Source organism: Blautia sp. MSJ-9 (assembly GCF_018919065.1).
Classification (GTDB): Bacteria; Bacillota; Clostridia; order Lachnospirales; family Lachnospiraceae; genus Blautia_A.
Map to the genome: position 1 here is coordinate 87,844 of NZ_JAHLQG010000003.1, position 23,095 is coordinate 110,938.

At 37.5% G+C, this 23,095-nt stretch carries 18 protein-coding genes, 1 tRNA gene and 1 pseudogene; all 20 read right to left on the minus strand.

Features of this window, described 5'->3' with window-relative positions:
* Positions 1-86: 86 nt before the first annotated feature.
* The 20 genes and pseudogenes from KQI87_RS00565 to KQI87_RS00660 all read right to left on the minus strand — a co-directional run bounded on the left by KQI87_RS00565 (position 87) and on the right by KQI87_RS00660 (position 23,068).
* The gene (locus tag KQI87_RS00565) at positions 87-1,142 is read right to left on the minus strand and encodes a helix-turn-helix domain-containing protein (RefSeq protein ID WP_216458449.1); all 1,056 of its coding nucleotides are present in this window, start codon (positions 1,140-1,142) and stop codon (positions 87-89) included.
* A gap of 162 nt (positions 1,143-1,304) precedes the next feature.
* Positions 1,305-1,892, minus strand: a complete 588-nt coding sequence (locus tag KQI87_RS00570; RefSeq protein WP_253292293.1) for a helix-turn-helix transcriptional regulator — start codon at positions 1,890-1,892, stop codon at positions 1,305-1,307.
* Positions 1,893-2,091: 199 nt separating this feature from the next.
* A pseudogene (locus KQI87_RS00575) lies at positions 2,092-2,229 on the minus strand (TnpV protein); the annotation flags it as partial.
* Positions 2,226-3,230 (minus strand): plasmid recombination protein, encoded by a 1,005-nt coding sequence (locus KQI87_RS00580; protein WP_330655646.1) that lies wholly within the window; start codon positions 3,228-3,230, stop codon positions 2,226-2,228. The gene KQI87_RS00580 and the pseudogene KQI87_RS00575, both read right to left, overlap by 4 nt.
* Before the next feature lie 868 nt (positions 3,231-4,098).
* Positions 4,099-5,421, minus strand: a complete 1,323-nt coding sequence (locus KQI87_RS00585) for a protein kinase domain-containing protein (RefSeq protein ID WP_216458452.1) — start codon at positions 5,419-5,421, stop codon at positions 4,099-4,101.
* Positions 5,411-9,121, minus strand: a complete 3,711-nt coding sequence (locus tag KQI87_RS00590; protein WP_216458453.1) for a hypothetical protein — start codon at positions 9,119-9,121, stop codon at positions 5,411-5,413. The genes KQI87_RS00585 and KQI87_RS00590 overlap by 11 nt, the downstream gene beginning before the upstream one ends.
* Positions 9,122-9,169: 48 nt before the next feature.
* Entirely contained in the window at positions 9,170-9,871 is a 702-nt protein-coding gene (locus tag KQI87_RS00595; protein WP_216458454.1) for an EcsC family protein, read from the minus strand.
* Positions 9,872-9,888: 17 nt separating this feature from the next.
* On the minus strand, positions 9,889-11,061 hold the full coding sequence (locus KQI87_RS00600) for a hypothetical protein (RefSeq protein ID WP_173686152.1): 1,173 nt from the start codon (positions 11,059-11,061) through the stop codon (positions 9,889-9,891).
* Positions 11,061-11,447, minus strand: a complete 387-nt coding sequence (locus KQI87_RS00605) for a hypothetical protein (RefSeq protein WP_119248398.1) — start codon at positions 11,445-11,447, stop codon at positions 11,061-11,063. Before KQI87_RS00605 ends, KQI87_RS00600 begins: the two co-directional genes overlap by 1 nt.
* Before the next feature lie 51 nt (positions 11,448-11,498).
* Positions 11,499-12,479, minus strand: coding sequence for a hypothetical protein (locus KQI87_RS00610; RefSeq protein ID WP_216458455.1), 981 nt, complete (start codon positions 12,477-12,479; stop codon positions 11,499-11,501).
* A 179-nt stretch (positions 12,480-12,658) separates the two neighbouring features.
* The gene (locus KQI87_RS00615; protein WP_253292295.1) at positions 12,659-13,162 is read right to left on the minus strand and encodes a hypothetical protein; all 504 of its coding nucleotides are present in this window, start codon (positions 13,160-13,162) and stop codon (positions 12,659-12,661) included.
* Positions 13,149-13,496: a hypothetical protein gene (locus KQI87_RS00620; protein ID WP_055060357.1), complete on the minus strand. Its 348-nt coding sequence runs from the start codon at positions 13,494-13,496 to the stop codon at positions 13,149-13,151. Before KQI87_RS00620 ends, KQI87_RS00615 begins: the two co-directional genes overlap by 14 nt.
* Before the next feature lies 1 nt (position 13,497).
* A complete protein-coding gene (locus tag KQI87_RS00625) occupies positions 13,498-13,683 on the minus strand; it encodes a hypothetical protein (RefSeq protein WP_216458456.1) in 186 nt (61 codons plus the stop codon).
* Between the two features lie 444 nt (positions 13,684-14,127).
* The gene (gene guaA, locus KQI87_RS00630; protein ID WP_008705330.1) at positions 14,128-15,705 is read right to left on the minus strand and encodes a glutamine-hydrolyzing GMP synthase; all 1,578 of its coding nucleotides are present in this window, start codon (positions 15,703-15,705) and stop codon (positions 14,128-14,130) included.
* Between the two features lie 920 nt (positions 15,706-16,625).
* The gene (locus KQI87_RS00635; RefSeq protein ID WP_216458457.1) at positions 16,626-19,019 is read right to left on the minus strand and encodes a glycoside hydrolase family 31 protein; all 2,394 of its coding nucleotides are present in this window, start codon (positions 19,017-19,019) and stop codon (positions 16,626-16,628) included.
* 197 nt (positions 19,020-19,216) lie between these two features.
* Positions 19,217-20,617, minus strand: coding sequence for a phospholipase D-like domain-containing protein (locus tag KQI87_RS00640; protein ID WP_216458458.1), 1,401 nt, complete (start codon positions 20,615-20,617; stop codon positions 19,217-19,219).
* 175 nt (positions 20,618-20,792) lie between these two features.
* Positions 20,793-21,170: a helix-hairpin-helix domain-containing protein gene (locus KQI87_RS00645; protein ID WP_442860608.1), complete on the minus strand. Its 378-nt coding sequence runs from the start codon at positions 21,168-21,170 to the stop codon at positions 20,793-20,795.
* A gap of 628 nt (positions 21,171-21,798) precedes the next feature.
* Positions 21,799-22,512 (minus strand): nuclease-related domain-containing protein, encoded by a 714-nt coding sequence (locus KQI87_RS00650; RefSeq protein WP_216458460.1) that lies wholly within the window; start codon positions 22,510-22,512, stop codon positions 21,799-21,801.
* A gap of 203 nt (positions 22,513-22,715) precedes the next feature.
* Positions 22,716-22,788: transfer RNA gene (locus tag KQI87_RS00655), tRNA-Lys, on the minus strand.
* Positions 22,789-22,912: 124 nt separating this feature from the next.
* Positions 22,913-23,068: a hypothetical protein gene (locus tag KQI87_RS00660; RefSeq protein WP_181977679.1), complete on the minus strand. Its 156-nt coding sequence runs from the start codon at positions 23,066-23,068 to the stop codon at positions 22,913-22,915.
* Between the last annotated feature and the right edge of the window lie 27 nt (positions 23,069-23,095).

Below are 23,095 nucleotides of genomic sequence, written 5' to 3' on the forward strand. Positions count from 1 at the left end.
ACTTCTATTATACACAAAAAGCTGTAAAATTCAACGTAGATTTTTACAGCTTTTATTTTATCATTTCTATATATTTTTATTGCAATCTATTTTAAATATTGAGAAAAAATCGCCTCCAATTCTTCATTTCCTTTCAAAAATTCATACTCTTCTTTATTTTCAATTTCTGTAGCTAATGCACGAACAAAATTATTTCCAACACCTGAAAAAGATTTTCCATGTACTGTATCCGCATATCTGTAATATAAAGGTGATTCCACCATCTTCCATGGCTTCTGCGACTCCATCAGCACTTCTTTTATCAACTGAATACATTTTTCTACATCCTTTCGATACACGGCAATCAATAGATGTGGTACTACTTTACCGTAATCCCACAGACCAAATAACGATACCATATGTTCTGTGATTTCGGCAATCTCCTCTGCTTTACAATGATTTCCGGTTTCTTCTTCCATTTCTATCAACTTATACAGATAGTTTTGTATATTCGTAACTGTCTGCATCAGTTTTCCCTCTAAAAAGAACGCTGCAATATCTGTCCCTTCCTGGTGTGCTAATACATTCGTTTTCATAATTGTGCCATCTATCACAGTATCTGGAATTTTATCCAAAAAGATATTTGCTTCTTTATATTTTTCCATTTGTATATATTTGGCCGCAAGCATAAAAATACTGGAAATCCTTACCTTTTCATTCGGACTTTCAGCAGTTCGTTCCAACCATTCAACAATCACATTATTGCATTCCAACTTTTTCTCATCATCGACATCGGATAAAGTTAGCGCCGCATTTAGAACAGTAGCAATTGAATAAATCAACGAATCATAATGAGGATATTCCTTTATTTTATTTTTTCCCATCTCAAAAGCTTTTATAAAGCTATCCAATGAAACTTCCGAAAGCTCATTCACAAATTGTCCAATCTCTTTTTCTGTCAATTCTTCACGAAATGAAAATAGTTCATTCATATCAATTTTTAATAATCGAGCAATTGCCGGAAGTAATGATATATCTGGATATGTATTTCCTTTTTCCCATTTATTTACCGCAGGAGTAGAAACGTCCAAATAATCCGCCACCTGTTCTTGTGTTAATCCCGCAGTTTTCCGATAGTTTTTTATCTTCTCACCAATTTGCATTGTTCCTACCTCCTGTTTATATTCTCATTATAGTATTTCTAATATGTGTTTACAATTGAGCCTTCGTTTAATTATGGCTTCGATTTCTTAACTACCGGTTAAAATCCGCGAGAAAAATGCTCTATTTTATAGTTCTACAAATCAAAATATCCTTAAATTTAATTAATTCAAGAATAAGTGCATCAGTACTCCAATTAAGAAGCAAATCATCGCTGTAACACCCGCACTGATAATAACCTTTAATATATTTTGATAAGGACGTTTTCCCACTTCAACTGCCTTATGAAGTTCATCCAATTTTTTTCCCTCCGTAAATGCAACAATTTCCTTATAGGTTTGTATATCATTTTTCTTTTTTAGTTTTTCAACCTTTAACGCCCAGTACTTTGTAATAATAAATAAAATCCCAAACGGAACATACGCATACCTTCCGAGCCACATAAACAAAGGTACTGCCGATATAATCAACACGGCCAAATGAACTGTATAGATGGAACCATAATAATTAAACTTTTTAATTTCTTGCTCGCTAATAATTTCTTTCATTTTCTCTATATCTCCTTTAATTAATTGATCGAGAGATACATTAAACAATGAACTAAGAAGTAACAAGCTATGAATATCAGGATAACTCTTTTCGTTTTCCCAATTAGAGATTGTCTGTCTTGTTACATATACCTTTTCTGCCAATTCCTCCTGTGATAGATGAAGCTCTGTTCGGTATTTTTTTATCTGTATACTCAGCTCCATATAATTTCCTCCCTTCGCAAGTAATTTGTTCTCTTGATCTGAGCCAAGAATAATCATTTTTTCATTATCTGTCTATCAAAGATATTTTACTTAACGGAAAACACAATGTCAAAAGAGTTTTACACTACAACACTCATGCCTTTTCAGCAATTTTTATTTTCATCTTTGTAAAGAGCAGCCTTTCGATCACCCTTTCTACTCACATATATACCCTCTCTTTCAACACAATTTCTTCTGCACAGGCTTTGATGCCATTCATTAAACCAACCCATTTCATCTGATCCTGCATTTTCAGTTGTTCTGTCACACCCTGTTTTTCTGCCATCTGCTTCATTAGGCCTTTATTTTTTTATCCCGGTAAGTTGTTGCACGTTCTAATGTCCCAGCTTCCGGAAGTAAAGTTTTTACCGTCCCATATTCCTTTATTTCCTTACTGACATTATCCATAACAGGCTGCAACCGTTCTCTGCGTTCTTCCAGGCTGTGCAGATCTTTCTCGGCTTTTTCCGCACGCTTCTCAGCTTCCTCTTTATCTTTAACTGCCTGCTCCTTGTCATCTTTTAAAAGCTGGATATCCGCTCTTGCTTCCGCAATCTGTGCAGTCAGTCCTTCATTCTCAGCAGTGAGATATTCTTTCTCCCGTTCCAGTGCCTGTACTTCCTTTTTACGCTCTTTCTTCTTAAAATTATAAACATCCAGATGTTCCTCATGTGTCCCTTTCTGCTCCCATTCAATTCCATATTTCCGGGCAATCTCTGCAAATACTTCTTTTTCATGATTAATCCACTGATTCAGCTCCGTATCGTGTTTGTTCCCACCTTGAAATCCCAAGCTTTTTAATGCCTGCTTCAGGGAAACCCTAGTATCCATTCCTTTCCCTTTCCAACCAGTTACATAAGGGACAAAATCAATATGCAGATGCGGTGTAGCTTCATCCTGGTGCAGATAACAGCTAAATACATGAAGCGTTGGATTTCGTTGCTGGAAATTCTTTACATACTCATCCAGTACTTTTACCGCCAGGTCTCCTTCTGTCGTTCCCACAGCCATATCTTCTCGATTTCCAATCTGAAAAATTACTTCGTGGAACAGCTTTTCCTGCTTTCCCTGACGGATTTTTTCATAGTAGTTTGTAATCTGCCTGTCCTTTCTTTTCCCTACATTGTACCGTTTCACAGAATCATCAAACAATTCTTTATATACTTCTTTCAGATTTTCATTCTGGTAACAGATATTCAGGTGTACTCTGTCCGGATCTACATTTTCAGCTATAAAATCCCGTCTGTTATGAGCCAGGGAACCAGCTCCAATCATGCCGCTGATCGTTCTTTTCATCATTATGCTCCTCACCTCTCTTTCTAAAAGACGTGCCAGATATGGAACATAATTTGTATTTCCGCCAATTATGGCGATTATAAGAAATCTTCGCCGGATACGGCGTTTTTGTTACTTTTGTCAAAAGTAACGCAAAAGCACTTTCGACAGCCGTACCGTCCATCAAAAGTACCCTTGCGCCCTACCGGAGGACGTCTGTTCTGCACCGACTGAAGCGGAGCGGAGACCATTATTCCTTCCGTTAGTCGGATTACTTCTGCGTTACTCACTTAACTAATCTATTACTGTATTCTTGCCCGGATATATTCTAGGTCATCACAATACGGTGTTCCTACAAGATACCATTGTCTTGCCTTCGGCTATATCCTTCCCACTACCGGGTGGATTCGGGACTTTAACCCGTTAGAAACGTGCGCCGCTAGGTGCACATGAAAAAAAGGCCTTACCAAATTGATTTCACTCAATTCAGTAAGACCTTTTTGTTGGTTTCACACATATTACCTGATAACCACAAGATTCCGGATAAATAATGCCAAAATCTCTTGTGTTATCATTTTGTTATCAAATAGAACTTTATCTACTCGGAAACGCCCTGTTTATAAGGCTTTCCAGAAATTTTTAATTATTCAAACTCGGCTCCGTCGTGTCAAAACTTAACGGAATTAATTAAGGTTTTACTTGCAATATGCCTTGTTTTTATTTCTATTACATAATTTCCATTGGCTTTCTGATAAACTGTTGCCAGAGTGTTGCCATGAAGTTATTATAGCAAAGGATCATAGAAAAGCAAAGACATCTTTTCTTCATACCTTTAATGCGTTTGATATACTTACCGCTTCCTACACATATTCCATAATACATCTTTTTGCTTTTACAGATTCTCTTTTCTTTTTATAATTATTTTTTCACCCGAAGAAAAATATACCCGGGGATATTCATTTCCAAATCCGTGTCCTGCTGCCGAATATGCTATATATCCCTCATCAACCAACGAAATATCATTCAACTCAAGCGAAATAACAGAACTATAATTAGAATAATTCATCTTGCTAATATTCAACAAATATTCTTTAATTTTTATACCCTTATTGTAATAAAGCAACTTACAAATACCATCCATGCCAACCTGAAAATCTGTTATCTGAATTTGTTTTATATTTTGATCACTATGAAGTGATTTCACAAAAATATTAGAGATGGGAATGATATCTCTTAACATATGGGTAATAATCGCTGCATCTTTATATGTCAGTTCATCTGGTTTACTACATGCAATTATCTTCTTACTATATTCATCATATAACAATTGACTTACAAACTCATTAGAAAGAAGTTCATATTCTTCCCTGTTCAATATTTTACGCTGTAACTCCAAATACTCAATACACTTCTGAATAGAAATCCTTTTTCCCATTTCTTCAAAAGTGGCTTCTTCCATTAATTTATGTATTGGCTCTAATGTTATTACATTGTCATAATCTTCTTTGTTCAAATAAATTTGAACCTCTCCACGCTGATATTGTCCGCGAAAACCGATATTATCCCCTTTCAATGTCATCCAAAGCACCTTAGAGAATAAGTATACATCAGAAGGTTTAAAATCTAAATCCAGGTCCGTTTGTACTCTCTCTAATTCTGGGGGCATTATTTTATATGGTCCTACTCTTTCATTTAATCCCGTAAGTCTTTCCTCTCCTATACCCCAACACAATCCAAAATCAGACAAAACCAATTTCCCATTTAAAACTAAAATGTTTTCCGGTTTAATATCTCTATGCGCCTTGTCCCTTTCATGTATACTTTGTATAATTCGTGCAAGTTGTAACATTTCTAATATTTTAGAATATATATTACGTTTCCGATTAAGTTTGTATGGTTTAGCCTTAGGCATTAAATACCATGCTTCATCCTTAGTTTGAGGTACAACATGAGGACACTGTTTATCAATAACCTCCATAATCCCCTCAATACCTTTTAACGCGTTTAACGCGATTATCTCATTTTTAAACCTATTATAACGTTTTTCTTTATCTACCCCACCATACTCAAAAAATTTTGCTACTATAGGAAACTCGAACCCTTCATCCCCTTCAAATTCCACATCATATACCGCTCCATTACCACCACTTCCAATATTTCTTTCACTTCTAAAAAAGCTATACAACTCCCCTTTATACTTTTTTCTACCATTCATCTTCTGCACGCTTTCTTTCAAAATCCGCTTCACGTTTGTAAATGTCACTTAAAGTAAAATAAATTTCTGCAGTTCTTGGATATTGCTCTTGCAATCCTTCAGCATTCTTTTTGTACCTATGATGCAAAATCAATTCTGATTTTCCTGCATCAACAGTATGAACACCTCGTTTGTTTTCTTCTGCTACTACATAGGAAGTCTTCAATGAGTCAGAATGATATTCTTCAATAATCTTTCGTACAGCTTCACATGGACTATAGCCATCTTCACCAATTGGCGAATATGCCAGTAATCGTCCTACCAAATTTCCAAATAACCTCTCTTGCTTTTGACTGACCAACAATTCTTTAAACTTTTCTATCCAGTTTTTCAGATTTTCATATGATACTTTCCCATCTTTCTCTGTCGGGCAAAACTTTGCTTTGTCAAATCCCGAATACATTTTGTTTGCTAATTCTCTCTTTTTCTTATCGCTAGGATCATCATCATCCGCTTTATAAATAATTCTAACCAATTGAGCATAGAACGTCGGATCATTCTTCATAATTTTTTGCATGCATTTCATTTGTTCCCATTCAAGCACATTTCTGCACATCCATTCTAATGTTGCTAATTCAGCACATTTTTCATCATCCATAATGAAAGCTTCTTGTAGTTCTTTCAAAATCTCCTCAAGGTAATAATCTGTCATAGAACTAGCCACATCGCCCTTCAAATTGGAGATTGCAAATATAGCATTATATAATTCCTGAAATGATATTTTATCCCTTATATCATACAATAATTCTAAATACGTATGGAGTGAACCATATTTTTTACATTCATCCAACGCCCACATAAATACTTTATGCTCCGCTTTATCCGATATCCTTAGTCTTATATTTCTGCTCCAATACATTTTCTTTATTTCTTCATCTTCTTTAGCAATAAGTGCGTTGTCATCATCCTCTATAAATTCTAAGGTAATTAAATTCATTAAAAGATTTTTATTATTGGATAGTTTTTTAACCATTCCTATAACTTCATTTAAATCTACTGATCCATTTCTATGTAGATATCTTACATAGTCATATACATCTTTCCCTTCTTCATCTAATTCCATAAGTAAAATGAATAATTTCTCATTAAACAATCCATCACAATAAAACTGTGCTAGAACTTCGCCCAATATGCTATGTTCTTCTTTCACAGCTAATTTGATCAACTTTTCCAGAGAATACTTCTTTTCTTTAAACTCTTTGAATCTTGTTTTTATCTCTTCCTCTCTTAATATATGATTCTTCTCACGCAAATCCTTACATTCTTCTCGACTAAAAGGCACTGGATGTAATAGAGGAAACTCATATACAGGTGAAAAAATATATAAATATTCATAGACTTTATCAGACAACACAATTTCATTCATTGTGCTTTCATATTTACACAACATCTCTTCGGATATGCTCCAATCAGCATCGTGATAATACCTATGTCTATAGATCTCGTACCTCATTTCATTTTTTATTTTAATTTTCTCCTCATCACACATTTCTCTGCAATTGAGAATCAATTTTTTAAACACTTCATTTTGAATCGTCACATCATACGACTTTATATGCTGAATTATTTTATTCCATTTTTCTGCATCCGTACATGCTGAATCAACACACATCATTAAATATTCGATATACGTTTTATTTACTTCGTGAACGTATAGTTCCTCGTGCTCATCTATCTTTCTATATTTAGGTGTGTTCAACGTTGAACATATCGAGTTTGTCCCTTGTGGCAATTTAGACGCAATAACATCCCATGCATTTGGATAATTCTCAATTGCCTTTCTTGCCAACTCAATTTTTTTATCAACAGACAATGCACTTTCATTTATCCACGCACAAAATACTACATCCAAGACTCCTTTAGGACTATTGCTTATGCTATACTTCAAGTTATATGAATCTACTTTCCATAACCACTCCAATGCCCGTACAACATATTTCTTTTGCTGAACTAGTTGCTCTACTGCCCACAAAACATTAGTATAATAATGTCTGCTTGTCATAAAGTCCCCGTCATTTGCTTCAAACAACTCCAGCAATCCCTGTGGCTGTTTCAATTCATCTTCCAACTTTCTTAAAACGCTCTCAGGCGAAGCTTCGCATAACTCTGTTAAATATTGCGAAATATATCCCCATCTTTCTTTACTTGTAATAGTATCAAGTACTCTTGATACTATATTGTCAATTTGCTTCTGATTCTCTTCATGACCTCTATAGTACGCACGCATTATAAGAGTTCGAATCATCCCCTTTTTTAAGGTTGGTGACCACTCTGGTTTTTCTGCATAAATACTTGCCTCAAAATGTTTTTCAAAAGGGTAATCAAAAATAGGCTCTGATTCAATCAAAACCTCATAGAATAATAATATAAATTTACTCCATAACTCATCAGTAATATAAATATCTAGTTCTTCCCATGCATCCTCTACACTAGCAAGCTGCAAATTGCTCCCTCTATAACTGGTATTAGTTACAACGAATGGATTTTCTCTATGCAAGTATGTCTCCAGTTCCTTCTTACATTCAATATATGTCTTGCCAGATAATTCTTCAAAAACCAACACATCTCCTGTTGCTTCAGTCCACTCACCACACAGTAATGCAGTCATAACTACATCAGAATGCCCCTCTACCCAGTCTGGTTTACTATACATTGCTCCATTAAAAAGTTTTTTCTTTAATGGCACATATAAACCATGGGTGTTATCTACGATGTTATATGCTTCATTGTAATCTATCCCAATCTCTTCCAACGCATTTATAATGTTTCTTTTTGTTCTTTTTCTTAATACCACTTTATCTCTCGTATAGCATGGTTCATCTTCACCGTATACAAAAATATTAGTATTATTTGGAATGGCCACAATTTTCTCCGCATAAAAAAATGGGACCAATATATTACCCGATACATTTGCTTTTTGTAATTTATTCCATTCTTCTTCCGACTTAATTATAAGAGTAACTCTATCTGAATTCTTCTGTCTTAATTCATTTAAAAGTCGATAGGTTGTCTCCTCTCTAGATTTCCCAACAACATATATCCTCTCATCATTTATAACACTTTGAAATCTTGATTCGAATTGTTCATCATCAAGTTTAAAAAAATCTAACCCCATCCCTTTATACTTTGACTCTCTTCTAATCTGGATATCAATGTCAGTAATTGAATAGGATAACACTTTTTCTTCTTTTAAATCTGCTATTTGATTTAATACCAACTCTAATTTTGATTCTAACGCAAAAAAATATTTTTCTATCTCCTTTTTCAAATCTCCCAAAAAAATTTCCAATGTCTTATCTGGATCATTTTCTTCTAAATAGTTTATAATAACTTGAATAAAATGATGAATATATGTTTCCGCTTCCATTGCCGGAATTTCATAACGAACCATCAAATCATATAATTCTCTATGCAATAGCTGAGGAAATTCATATCCTCTCTTATCTTTTAATTTTTTCGCCATTTGCTTCAAATTATCTTTTGAAAATACCAAAAACAGATCCTGTTCAAACATGGTTAACGTATCAGGATTATTTACACAAAAAGAACCAGTACTAACAAACAATTCTTGCCATTTATAATTTTCCTTCACATCTTCTATTTTTGTCTTGACACCATCTAATAATAAATCAATTGTTGTATCTTTCAATTTTTCATTCATAGTCTAAATCCCTTTCTTAACTATTTACATATATCAAAATAGTAGCCTTTAAGAGATGTCATCAATTTCAATCATATCTTCCCCGTTCTGATCCTTTACCGAGAAATCACCTTTAAAAAACCACTTATACGCACGTTCTGCAATGATCTTAGTTTCCACCAAATCCAATCCACCACCAACGATAGCACCTACTCCCGGAAGAAGCTTTCCCAAATTGACAATTCCCTTCGTTCCAAATTTCGTAATAAACCTAAATCCTACTTTTTGATTTATTTTCGTTAAAACTTTACCCGGAATTTTCTTAATAAGTCCATTTGTAAATTTTACTCCGATTTTTATACCGGCTTGCTTTAATAAGCCATTAACTGCGACGCCAGCTAAACAAGCATATATGAAGGTTTGTGTCTGATCACTATCTAATTCATAATCTGCCATATATGCAACACAGGCAATCATCCTCATTTGTACATATATCACACTCCCAACGTTAGCCGGGATAGCGACTGGCATTGTAATAAAACCTCCAAATCCAGTTACTACTCCTGAAGTTGTGCATTTTGCAATTTGATTTTTTAACATTGCTCTGCATGCTTCTTCTGTCGTTCTATGTTTTTTCAAATAATCATTAGCCAGTTCCTCAACACTGGGACTAACTTTTGGTATTCCATTTAAACATTTTTCATAACAAGAATCCAAAAGCTTCATAATATCTTCTTCTGTCATTACTGGCTTCTTTTCTTTACTGTTCATACAACTTCCTCATATCTCTAATAACTCATGACTGTTACCGGAATATCTTTATACACAGGAGCACAACGTGATTGTATGTTTGCCACCACATTATCAATCACGTCTTTAGAAAAACCTCTCCCCCTGACATCCAAAACTATCTCCTGTGTTGATCCTGCAGGCAAATTATTAGCCCTACTGGTTACTTGTCTTTCCAATTCCCTATATAATTCACTTCTGCTATTTGAGGATGCAAGGTTATAATTCTTCACTTCAATCGCTTTAATAGATCCATCTGCATTTTTTACAACAACATCCGGGCGTGTTGCCCCTTTTGTCGCAGATGAAACTTCAACACCGTCCAAATAGGAAATCTGTTCTTCTGCCCCTTTTGTTCGTTCAAGAACTTTTAATTCCGATTCTCTTGGTGTCGGATTGCTTCTTGCAGATTTAGCCAAAGAAACGGTTTCAGATACTCCACCAGAAACAACACCAACAATAGCTCCCCATTTAAAGCTTTCACTACCGGCAAGTGCGGCTGCCTTAAGGGTCTCCTCAACATTTTTAGTTTCTATGCCAGTTACAATTGCTGTCCCAGCAGTACTAATTACTCCTGATGATAATGCGAACGTTGCGCCAGTTTTTGCAGATGTTGCAAAAACCATACTTACCGCAGCTGGAGCTCCAACACCCCCTGAAGCAACCGAGACCGTAGCACAAACCAAAATTACTCCCGTACCTATTGCAACATTCTTGATTACCTGTTCATATGTATCATCATATTTTTCAAAAGTTTTTGTCGTTGTCTGCCCATCATCCCCAAGGGTGAATACATATCTCGTCCCATCATATTGAGCATCCAACTCCGACAACGTATAACCAAAATATATATTTTCTTGAGAATTGTATTCAACTTCTTCTAAATACTCCTTAGAAATGTATATCGCATCAACACTCTCAACAATATAATCTTCACTGGCTAACTGTTCAGTTATTCCTGCATAAACCTCATCTTCAACATACTGAAGCAAATTTTCATCACTTAAATCAGAAAAAGTTTCCGGATTAATGTCTAAATCTATATCGTCTATGGAAGTTACATCTTCCACAATTTTAGAGTCATTCTTATTACTGTCCTCATTTTTCATTCCAGAATTACAGGCTGTAAGAAATAAAGTTGATGCCATCAATAGAGCAATTAATCTTTTCATTACTCCTCATCCTCCTCTGGCGATTTTTCTGTTACTGATTCCTCAGGATCTATTGGTACTGTCATATTAACCTTTTTATCTTTTTTCTTCTTTTTAACAAACAAATAAACAATAAATAAAGCCAGAACAATACAAATACTTCCACCAACCATGCTGCTCGTTGCAAATTGAGCTTCATCGTCCTTATTGTCCTTTTCTACCGAAACACTCTCCTCTTCTTCTGCGTCATCATTCGCCTCATTCAAGACTATTGCTGATTCAGACACATTCTCCACAACTTTAGGTTTTTCTACTTTCTCCGGGATGGTAATATTCCCGTCATCATCAATGGTTGCTCCGTCTTTAAGCAATGACTGTATATCACTAATTGCATATCCTGTAGTCATATATGCTTTGAGAACGCTATTTGTCCCAACATAGATTTTCTTAACAGTCTCTTATTCTGTGTATGGATTTGATACTGTAATAGTGTAAATCCCTTCATCTGTATACTTTTCCCCATCACTAGCAGGCTTGTTGAATCTAACATCCTCCGTAAGCCCCGTCGCACCCTCACGAAGAACTTCTTTTTTTACATTGATTTCTAAATATCTGGATTTTGCCAAATCTAAATAAAATCCATTTTCAGTAATTGCTTTATTTGTCAGTTCTTCACCGGTAGCTACATCAAACGGAAAAACCATGCAGTTTCCATTTCTTACTGAAAAAGTAAAATAAATTTTGTAATCATTGTAAGTACTTCTTATTGTCTTATCTATAAAGGGCACAGTGATTTTTTTATCTCTAATACTGTAGTCTAATGCAACTTCATAATCGCCCTCTTCACAAATTTCTACCTGAGTATTTGCTCCAACTTTAACTCCAGACAAATAATCCGTATACAATTGAGAAGTACCTTTTTTATTTTGATATGCATCTGTCTTTCTTATAATCAAGGCTCCTCTTCCAAATGCAGTCTCATCTTTATACAGCAAATTATCATATGCCTTTTTATCATTTGCAATCATGAGCGATTTATCATTATTCAAAGCATCAATGTCCTGTTCCAATTGAAAATCAAGAACAACCTCATCGCCCACTGTTTTCAAAAAAATCGGATTTCCGTCATCTGTAATTACACGAGTATAGCCATTAACAGAAAAGCTTCCAAGCGTCCAATTATAATGCGGATCCTTCTTTGTAATCTCATTATTTTCAGAAAATCCAGTATCTTTTCCCGCATTAACCGCCTCTCCAAGATAATATACATTCGAACTATTAGCATTTGCGTTAAAAGGCATTATAGTTGTTAATACTCCTACCAATGCTACCGATAATAATCCTCTAGCAATTCTACCTTTCATTTCTGATGCTTTTTCATTTGGTCTTCTTGATTTTAAACTTTTCTCTTTCGTATACCTCATGCTTATTTTTTCCATCTCTTTTATTTCGTATATTCAAACCATTACTTGTCGGTCACAAATCTTTTTGTTCGCTATTATTACGTTAATTTTTACAGAACGTAATACCTCAATATAAAAAAATCAACATTTTCCGGTTGATATTATTTTAATCCATCCCTTTAACAATATCAATCAATACTGTTCTCTTTCCTTGTCTAATTAATCACTTCTCCATCCACATGTAATTCAAATTTTTCTGGGTTATCACATATATCATAATTCTCATTATACTCCCTCTGAACATAATCAGTTTCCATCACTACATTTGCATCTTCAATATCTTCTTCACATAAATATACTTGCATATGAATTTCAGTCGCATATCCTCTATCTGTAGAAAACTTAATTGTATGAAATGAATTTTCCCTACACATCTTCACCAGTAATTTTGCGAATTCTTCTTTATCTTCGATCCGATTCCGATTTGCAACTACTGTAAGATATTGATCCCGATTCATACTGATACTGCTAACCACATCCGGCTCCATTGATATTTCTTCCTTAGATTCTTTTTCAAAAAGATATCCAGTCATAATACTAAATACCATTATCCCCATCTTTACACAGTCTATGACCAGCGCCTTCTCCTCTTCTGCATCCAGTATCCTTAAAATCCTGTCCCCAAGTCTGATTATCCTGCAATCCCTATCTTTCTTCATCTGTCACAATCCCCCAGTCTGTGATACCCCTTCTTGTCCAGTACTCCCTTGATGCATCCAGTAACTTCACAGTCATTGGCTTCTTTAAGAATCTCCGTTCCACACACTCCCTGACCATCAAATCACCATTCTGTTTCTCACAGACAAAATCCGAACTGTATTCCCCGGCTTCCAGACCGGACAGCATCACATTGCATTGAAATTCAATTATGCTGTCTTCCTGTTCCAGTCTTTCTGCATATGCCAGCTGGATTGCCCCATACGTCCTCACCACCTCCTTACACTTTTTCATCTGCCTCTTCTGGCATCGTCCCTTGAAACCTTTTTTAATCATCCTAACTTTCTTCCTTTCCCAGAAATGTTCCCAAATCTGACATTATCCTCCCAAAAACAGGATTATCACATCGTTTCTTTTCCCAAAACCAAATTCCGGAATCCCCCAAAACCTGAAAAACGTTGATTTTACGCCAATCTTTTCCCAGAACCAGAATCCCAAAAACGGCTTTTTCCTTTTTCTCCATGTCCCTTCGCACACCCACTTTGCATTTTTTTAGCAAACTCACTTGTAAAAACTTCCCTTTCCGGCCCTTCCGGGATACTGCACTATTTTTACTTTTTTCTTTCTGCCGTTTTCTCCCGGCGATGCATACAACACCAGGTTCTTTTCAGGCATACTTTTGATAAGATTCTTTTGTAACTTTTCTCTCAGAGCGGCTGGAAACAGCTTATTTACTGCATTTTCTTCGGGTGTGGATTTCTTTAAGGTTTCTTTTTTTCTCTTCTTTCAGGACTGAAAAAGCCCTGCATCAGGATGGTCTCTGATGCAAGGCTTCTAATTTTTTTCTCTATGTTTTTATGTCTTTTTTTGATGTTTTCTCGGGTGCTCCGTATGGATCGGCTTTTCTGATTCTTACAAAGGGGATTATCAAAAAAGTGCCAAAGAGGAGTGCCAAAAAATATGAAAATTACTCAAACTCAATCGTTCCCGGTGGCTTGCTGGTCAAATCATAGAATACGCGGTTAACGCCTTTAACTTCGTTAATAATGCGGTTCATAACCTTATTCAGTACTGCATACGGAATCTCAGCAGATTCGGCTGTCATGAAGTCGATAGTCTTCACTGCGCGGAGCGCTACAGCGTAATCATAAGTTCTAAAGTCACCCATAACGCCTACGCTTCGCATATTTGTCAGTGCTGCAAAGTACTGGTTCGGCATCCATGAAGGATCTTCACCATGTTCTTTCTTATACTCAGCTGCAGCATTGTCTACCTCTTCACGATAAATGAAGTCTGCATCCTGTACAATACGAACCTTCTCTGCGGTAACTTCACCGATAATACGGATTCCAAGTCCTGGTCCTGGGAATGGCTGACGGAATACCAGTCTCTCCGGAATTCCAAGCTCCAGACCTGCTTTACGAACCTCATCCTTGAAAAGGTCACGGAGCGGTTCAATGATTTCTTTAAAATCAACGAAATCCGGAAGTCCGCCTACATTGTGGTGAGATTTGATCACTGCGGACTCTCCGCCCAGACCACTCTCTACAACGTCCGGATAAATAGTTCCCTGTGCCAGGAAATCTACTGCACCAATCTTCTTGGCCTCTTCTTCAAAAATACGGATAAATTCTTCACCGATGATCTTACGTTTTGCTTCAGGCTCTGTAACACCTGCCAGCTTGTCATAGTATCTCTGCTGTGCATTGACGCGGATAAAGTTCAGGTCAAACTGACCGTTTGGTCCGAATACACCCTCAACCTCATCTCCCTCATCCTTACGAAGAAGACCATGGTCTACAAATACACAGGTAAGCTGCTTTCCGATCGCTCTGGAAAGAAGTCCTGCTGCAACGGAAGAATCAACACCGCCTGACAGGGCAAGAAGAACCTTTCCATCTCCGACCTTCTCGCGGATTTCTCTGATAGTGTGCTCAACAAAGGCATCCATTTTCCAGTCTCCGGCACATCCGCAGACACCAAGAACGAAGTTGGAAAGCATCTTCTTTCCTTCTACTGTATGAAGTACTTCCGGATGAAACTGGATCGCATACAGCTTCTTCTCCTCATTCTGTGCAGTTGCTACCGGACAGTCTGCTGTGTGAGCAGCGATCTCAAATCCTGGTGCAACCTGAGAAATATAATCTGTGTGGCTCATCCAGCAGATTGTTTTGTCAGATACGTCTTTGAAGATTTTGGAATCTGTCTTATCTACCAGAACCTCTGTCTTTCCATATTCGCTCACATCTGCTTTCTCAACTTTTCCGCCCAGAACATGCATCATAAGCTGTGCGCCATAGCAAAGTCCCAGAACAGGAATACCAAGCTCAAATAATTCTTTATTGCATGTAGGTGAATCTGCCTCATAGCAGCTGTTCGGGCCACCGGTAAGGATGATTCCCTTAGGATTCATTGCCTTGATTTTCTCAAGATCGGTCTTGTATGAATAGATTTCGCAGTATACGTTACATTCTCTCACACGTCTGGCAACCAGCTGATTGTACTGACCGCCAAAATCCAGTACGACGACTGTTTCTCTTTTCATGTTTTCCTCCTTGTTTCTCATTATTTGTAACTGTAAAGATATTGAACCGTTACCATTGAATTTTATTATAAATTACAGTTCGAATTTTTACAATGCTTATTTTCAGTTTTCCACCTTGTGTTTCCTTACTGCGTTACTGTTCACACGCCACTATCCCGCGAGGTGTTTTGGCATGAGAATGCCAAAATCCCGAGACATACCGCGCGAATTTATGCGAATAGCATAAATTCTGTGCATCGCGAAGCGTGTTACTGAGAACGGAATGGTGTGTGAACAGTAATCTTACTTCCAGTTTATAAGTTTTTTAGAATTTAATCACGTTTTTTTCAACAGTCCATCACATTTTGCTCACAAATTCCCTGTATATTAATAAGCAAATAAAGCAAATGCTTTACAAACAGGTTGCAAATGCTTTTTCACATAGATTTTTAACTTTTTTCTTTTTCATACTTATGCCGGGCCGCAAGGTCCGGCCCTCCTTCTTTTTACAGACCTTTTCAGGTCTTTTTCTTTTTTTATAAGTTTTTTAGAATTTAATCACAATTTCTTCAACAGTCCATCACATTTTGCACACATTTTCCCTGTATATTAATAAGCAAATAAAGCAAACGCTTTATTTATAATAAAACTTTTTCTTTTTCATACTTGCCGGATCGCAAGATCCGGCACTCCTTCTTTTAAAATGTGAAATCCCGCTCACAGTAAGACACAACTGTGAGCGGGATTTTTGTGTTACCGCAAAGAACTAGTGTGCCGACAAGTTGATTCTTGAAACAATCTTGCAGGATAAATTTTCTTATTTCAAGGCGGAGGAAGGAGGCGTAGCGGTGGCTACGGCGACCGACGACAACGCGGAAATAAGAAATTTAGACGCAAGATTGTTCGAGAAATCAACTTGTTGGCACACTTACTTGATTCGGTTAAATTCCCATTGTAAGAATCTCCATCAGTACCCCAAGCAATGACGGATTCAAATTCATGGATACCAGAACAGGCACTGCCTCTGTGCCCAGCTCTTTCACTACTTTATAAACGTCTGTCTTCTGTGCATAGGTAATCTGTGCTTTTTCCAGAATTTCATAAACCTCTTCTGCATAGTCTCTCTGATAAACAGCTGCATCTGCCGCAAAAGTAATCTTCACCTGTGCATCTGCCGGCACATCCTTCAGGATCACTATTGTTCCATGAAGCTTCTCATCCTCTGCGAACTCTGCCTCCTTATATGCCTGTCCGTTTACAGTAAGCTCCTGCGGTTTGTCCAGAATATTGCAGAAGCGGATCTTCCAGGAACGTTTCTGTGGGATCACTGCTGTATTTCCCTGTGCAGCTTCTATAATAAATACTGTTCCATTCTCATCTGCAGTCTTCGTCATTCTGGTGGATACCCAGTTCTCATCCAGGTCTTCCGGTGTGTCCCCACCGTCTTCCCAGAGTACAAATTCCCCGGATTTTCCAGGATATACAAGTACTTCCAGTTTCTCAGGATTCTCAATGGAATTATCATATCCTTCCATGTCCTTCAGTGGAATGATGCTGCCTTCACGCACAAGTACCGGCATCTCATAAATATCTCTCCAGAGATCCACTTTTCTGCCGCCCTTATATGCTCTTCCGTTAAAGAAATCATACCAGATTCCCTGCGGAATCCATGTCTTTGCGCCTGCAAGTCCTGTTACCGGATCCAGCTTATCTGTGATTGGAGATACCATCATCTCTGTGCCGAAATAATAGTTGTTCGGTACTTCATAGGTTTCCTCACGCTCCGGCTCCAGATAATACATCGGCTGTACCAGCGGCAGTCCCGCTCTACTTGCACGACGGTTCATAGTGTAAAGATACGGAACCAGCTTATGACGCAGTTTCAGGAAATTCTTCATTACTGTTTCTACGATCTGGTTGTATTTCCATGGTTCTTTTCCATTGAACGGGTTGTCTGTGCTGTGCAGACGGTTCATTGGTGAAAAGACTCCAAGCTGTACCCATCTTGCAGTGAGCTCGTCGTCTCTGTATCCCAACATATGTCCACCGATATCATGACTCCACCATCCAAAACCGATGTTGCTGGCATTTGCTGTGAAATATGGCTGGAATTTCAGACTCTCCCAGGTAATGAACGTATCACCGGAAAAACCAACCGGGTATCTGTGGCTTCCTGGACCTGCATATCTTGAGAAAGTCAGCGCACGTTTTCCTTTCCACTTGCTGTCCAGATAGTGATAGTGGTTCAGCATCCAGAGCGGATCCAGTCCCGGAACCTTGGTTACAGTTCCCTGCTGCCAGTCAAGCCACCAGAAGTCTACTCCCTCTTCTTCCATCGGATGATGCAGTTCCTCAAAATATGTCTCAATGAATTTCGGATCTGTCATATCAAAAAGTACCGGTTCCTTACTTGCAGGATCAATTCCCATCTTCTCTGCAACTCTCGGATAGGCTTCTTCATAAGCACGCACTCCATCTGCCGGATGTACGTTCAGTGTGATCTTATATCCATGTTTGTGCAGCCAGTCCATAAATTCAGGCGGATTGGGGAAAAACTTCTTATTCCAGGTATATCCTGTCCATCCACTTCCATATACAGGAGGTACATCCTCTACCAGATGCCAGTCCATATCTACAACTGCAACAGAAAATGGCACTTCTTCTTTCTCAAAACGCTCTACCAGTTCTTTGTACTCTGTCTCTGTGTATTTGTGATATCTGCTCCACCAGTTTCCGAACGTATATCTTGGAAGCAGAGGTGTTTTTCCACATAATCTGTAAAAATCCTGCAGACATTCCACATATCTGTGACCATATCCAAAGAAATAAAAGTCTGCTCTGTTTCCCTGACGTGGCTCTACCATTCCATCTTCGCCCATAGCCATTGTGTGGGAATCATCCAACACTGAAAAACCGTTTCTGGACATAATGCCATGACTCAGCGGAATCTCACCGTCTGCTTCATCCAGGGTTCTGGCTGTTCCCAGCAGATCTTTCGGTTCATCACCATAATGCCACACACGCTCGCTGGCTTTTCCACCCGCAACACGTATCATCAGACCGCTTGGAGAAAATTTCTGCCTGTCATAGTGGATTTCCAGATCTTTGGTGTAAATATGTAATTCCTCACCACCATCGCTCACCCTGAATTCCGGCACCGGGAAATCACGATTGCATACCATCTGTGTTGCTCTGTCCTCAAATCCTCCGTCTTCGCTGTACTCAAAACGGATCAGGGCAGTTGTCAGCATTGTAATCCTGAAATGATCGCCCACGATCACAGCTTCCTTTCTGCATACAGGATTACCTTCCAGTACAAATTTCTTTAAGTCCATAAAAGCTTTTCCTCCTTTACATCAACAACAGTTGTAACAGCTGCTTTTATGTCTATTTTAATCTTCTGCGGTCCGATTGACAACGATTTTTTCAACTGCTGAACAAATTATGTGACATATACGTTACTGTTCACTCCGTTCTCAGTAACGTAGCCAAAATTCATTCCAGATTGCCTGCGGGAATGATTTTTCAAACACTAGAGCAGCTGTCGAAGAGGACGAATGACAATCCTGAGCACGCCGTAGTATAACTTCTTCTTCCAGTTCAGCACTTTCTTCTGGTACTTTGTGCCTTCAGTTTCCTGACCGTTTGCAAGTATCTCTTTGCTTTTTTCCATATAATCTGATTCTGTTTCGTGAATCTGCTGACTCAGTTTCTCACTGTCAATTACCAGCATCAGTTCCGTATCCAGATAAGTACTTCGCATATCCAGATTATAGGAACCTGCTACTGACAGACGGTCATCTATCAGCACAGCTTTTGTATGAACCGGATAATCATTCATCAGTTCATATACATCCGCCCCTGTTTCCAGAATTTTCTTTTTCTGATTAAGATAATCTGTACAGCCCCATGGATTAGAACCTTTTTCCACTGCATTCAGCACGATCTGAAGCTTTGCATGATCCGAAATTCCCTGCAACACATCATACATGTAACCATTACAGATCACATAAGGAGTCTGTATTATTACATGATCTGCATTTTCAGTAAGATACTGAATTGTCTGGAGAACCTGCGGTGTTTTTCGGCCCGCTTCGGTTCCATTATTGATCAGAGTGATCTTGTTTGCTTCTGTCGTATCTTTTTCCCATGTATTATAGGTTTCTATATCATTGTACTTTTTCAACAGAGATGCGTAAATTTCTTCCATGTGCCGATAAGCATCCGTGTGTCTGGAAGATTGTTTGCCTTTTTTAATACTCACACAGCTTTCCTTCCATATTTTATGGAAATAATCCTCAAGCTGATTCAGCGACTCTCCCTGTCCTTCTGATGTATCATACACCAGGATATCTCTGTCTTCATTGATGCCTTTTGTCTGATCTCCCAGAAAGATATCATTGCTGTTGCGTCCGCCCAGCAGATACATTTTCTCATCCACGATCAGGTATTTGTCATGCATGCGATAATTCACCTTAAACAGATTGGCCGGTGTCACCGGATTGTAAACTCCCACTTCCACATTCTCATATGATGCCAAAGCCTGAAAGTCGCTGCTTCCAGCCAGAAACAGCTGCTGATAAATTCCATCGATCAACAACTGAATCTTTACACCTCTTGCCGCAGCGCAATTCAGTGCAGCCAGAATTTTGGTACCATTATCATCTGCGCGTAAGTCAAAGGTAGACAGTACAATACTCTCCTTCGCAGTGCCGATCATACGAAGTCTCCACAAAAGCGCCTCTTCATTATCATCAATGCAGCAAATCCTTTCTACGCCAGCTGTCTCTGATGTAAATTCTGTCTTTTTCAGATTTTCCACATATTTTTCGTCCGGTTTCCTGCAAAAAAGAGGTGAAAGTACATTTACCAGCACCACGATCAGCAGGAAAAGGCAAAATACTTTGCCTGTTCTTTTTAGTATTTTTTTCATTCGATATACCTATATTAATGATGTCCGATTTGTCCGGATATTTTTTCACCATATTGCCATTTTATTGCAATCATTCACACTTGTCTATTCCACATTTTATTTCTTCATTTCACGACTGATCCATTCCATAATCACATTTACAATATATTCCTGCTCAGTTCCCTTGCCTTCCCGATCAGCTACTCTCTTGTAGCATAACAGTGTCCGGCTCCTGCCAGCTTGTTTTAATCCGGTCTACCCGAACTTTCCCTATTCCCTGTACCGTAAGCAATTTATCAGGAGTATCTTCTATGATATTCAGCGTATCTTTCCCAAATTTCTCCACAATTCTTTTTGCGAATTTAGGACCAACTCCTTTGACCAGACCGGAACCCAGATATTTTTCAATTCCGTATACCGTAGCGGGGAGTGTTTCTTCAAATTTCTCTACGGAAAACTGCCGCCCATATCTGGCATCCATCTTCCACATCCCTTCCAGAGACAACACAGAGCCAACATGGATATCCGGCATTGCGCCAACTACCGTAACAAGATCACAGTATATCTGACGCAGGACTTCACGCTATGATGGACTGGATTGTTTGCAGTAATTTATGGAATTGCTATAGATACAGCGATAGCTGAGGTCGTATCTACGGTATTTCGCACTTGAATATGTGTCTGGAAAAATGTCTGAAAAGATAGAAAAATAAGCAAAAAAGCATCAGAATCATGATAGAAAATAAAGGTGTCCAAAAGTCCGCAAAAACAGTGTTCTTAGTGCGCCTTCAGGGGTTCGAACCCTGGACACCCTGATTAAGAGGAATCCGTATTGTTCTGGACTTCTGATAATAGTCGAGATATAATAGCTATGCTGTCGACTCTTTCCAGCAGGAGGGAGGTGCGTTAGTGTGGATTTAATTATTTCTTTTCTTATTTCGGTTATGGCAAGTGTAGTTGGTTACTACATATGCAAATGGTTAGACCGGAATCATTAGACAGCTAGCCTAAACGAACCCCCATGGACTGGTCCTCCATGGGGGTTCATTGCGTTAGCTTGGAATTATTTCTTTTCTGGTTACTATTATATTACTTCTTAATCGCATTTATGTCAATCCCCATGTATCTCAAAAAATCTGCAGTTAAGGCATAGATCGATGCTTGCAGCATGATAAAATAAGATACAAGTTTCACTACATTCCTTAATTTTTCTTATATTGTCTCTTTATTCTTTCTATGTGCTCTTGTTTTCCTTCATCATTTAATTGCGTTCCTGGTAATAGACTTTTATAAATTTCTTCTATTTCTTCATGTTGTAAAATGTCGGGGCATTTTTCTTGTTCTTTAATAAACTTTTGTAGTTCGTCATATTTTTTTACGTATAATTTAGGACTTTCTGTTTTTACTTTCTTTAAAATAGCATTTTTATTAAATGTAATAAGTGACATATATTTATCTTCACCTATATTTAAGATTTTTTCCAAATTCTTAATATGACTTTTATTTTGCTTTACTGGATTATAAAAGAAAAACTTTTTCCCTTTTAATGTCTCACACCAATTTTTACTTTGTTCATCTCCGAATATCCATCCTGAATAATTTTTATTTTCAACAACATAGATTCCTTTTGTGCTTATCATAATAATATCCAGTTCTGTTTTGTCTCCCGATCGGTTCGGAATATAACAATTAAATAATAATTTATTTTCAAATGTAGCAGTTTCAAGAATTTGTGATGTCCTATACTCTCCCCTTGCACCTTGATCATTTATAATTTTCAGAAAACTTTTTTTGCTTTGTTTTCCATACGATGATTTTTTATACTGTGTATTTTCATACCAATATTTAACAGCAACAGCTCCCCAAACTATTACTATAGTTGCAACTATAAATATTGTATACTCTCGACTTAACATACCTTTCTTCTCCTACTTGTGATTATTTATCCAATCTTAGATTCTGACAATTCTAAATTATATTCGCTTCTTCTATATAATTTTCATTTGTGGACTATAATCAAATCTATAAAAAATGACACCTTTATTTTTCACTTTCCCGTAAAACATAAAAAACACCGTCCCCGCGGCAATCGCTTTGTCCGCAAAAACAGTGTTCTTAGTGCGCCTTCAGGGGTTCGAACCCTGGACACCCTGATTAAGAGTCAGGTGCTCTACCAACTGAGCTAAAGGCGCATATTCTTTTGTTTTCTTTGTGTTGATGTTTTGTTAACTCCTCAACGCAAGTGATATTATATATAATGTGAGATAAAATGTCAATAGGTATTTTAAAAAAATTTTAGAAAATTTTCTATTTCTTTTATTTTTCCTTTTTTTCATCCTTTTTAGACATCTTATTTAGCATCTTATTGACCTCTTCTGCTGACTTTCGCACCTGGCTGAAAGTATTGTCAAATTTTTTATGCTCATATCCAAACTGTACCATCTTATTATGGAAGGAACTTTTTCGTTTCATAGGCAGACTCCTTCGGGGCGCGAAGCG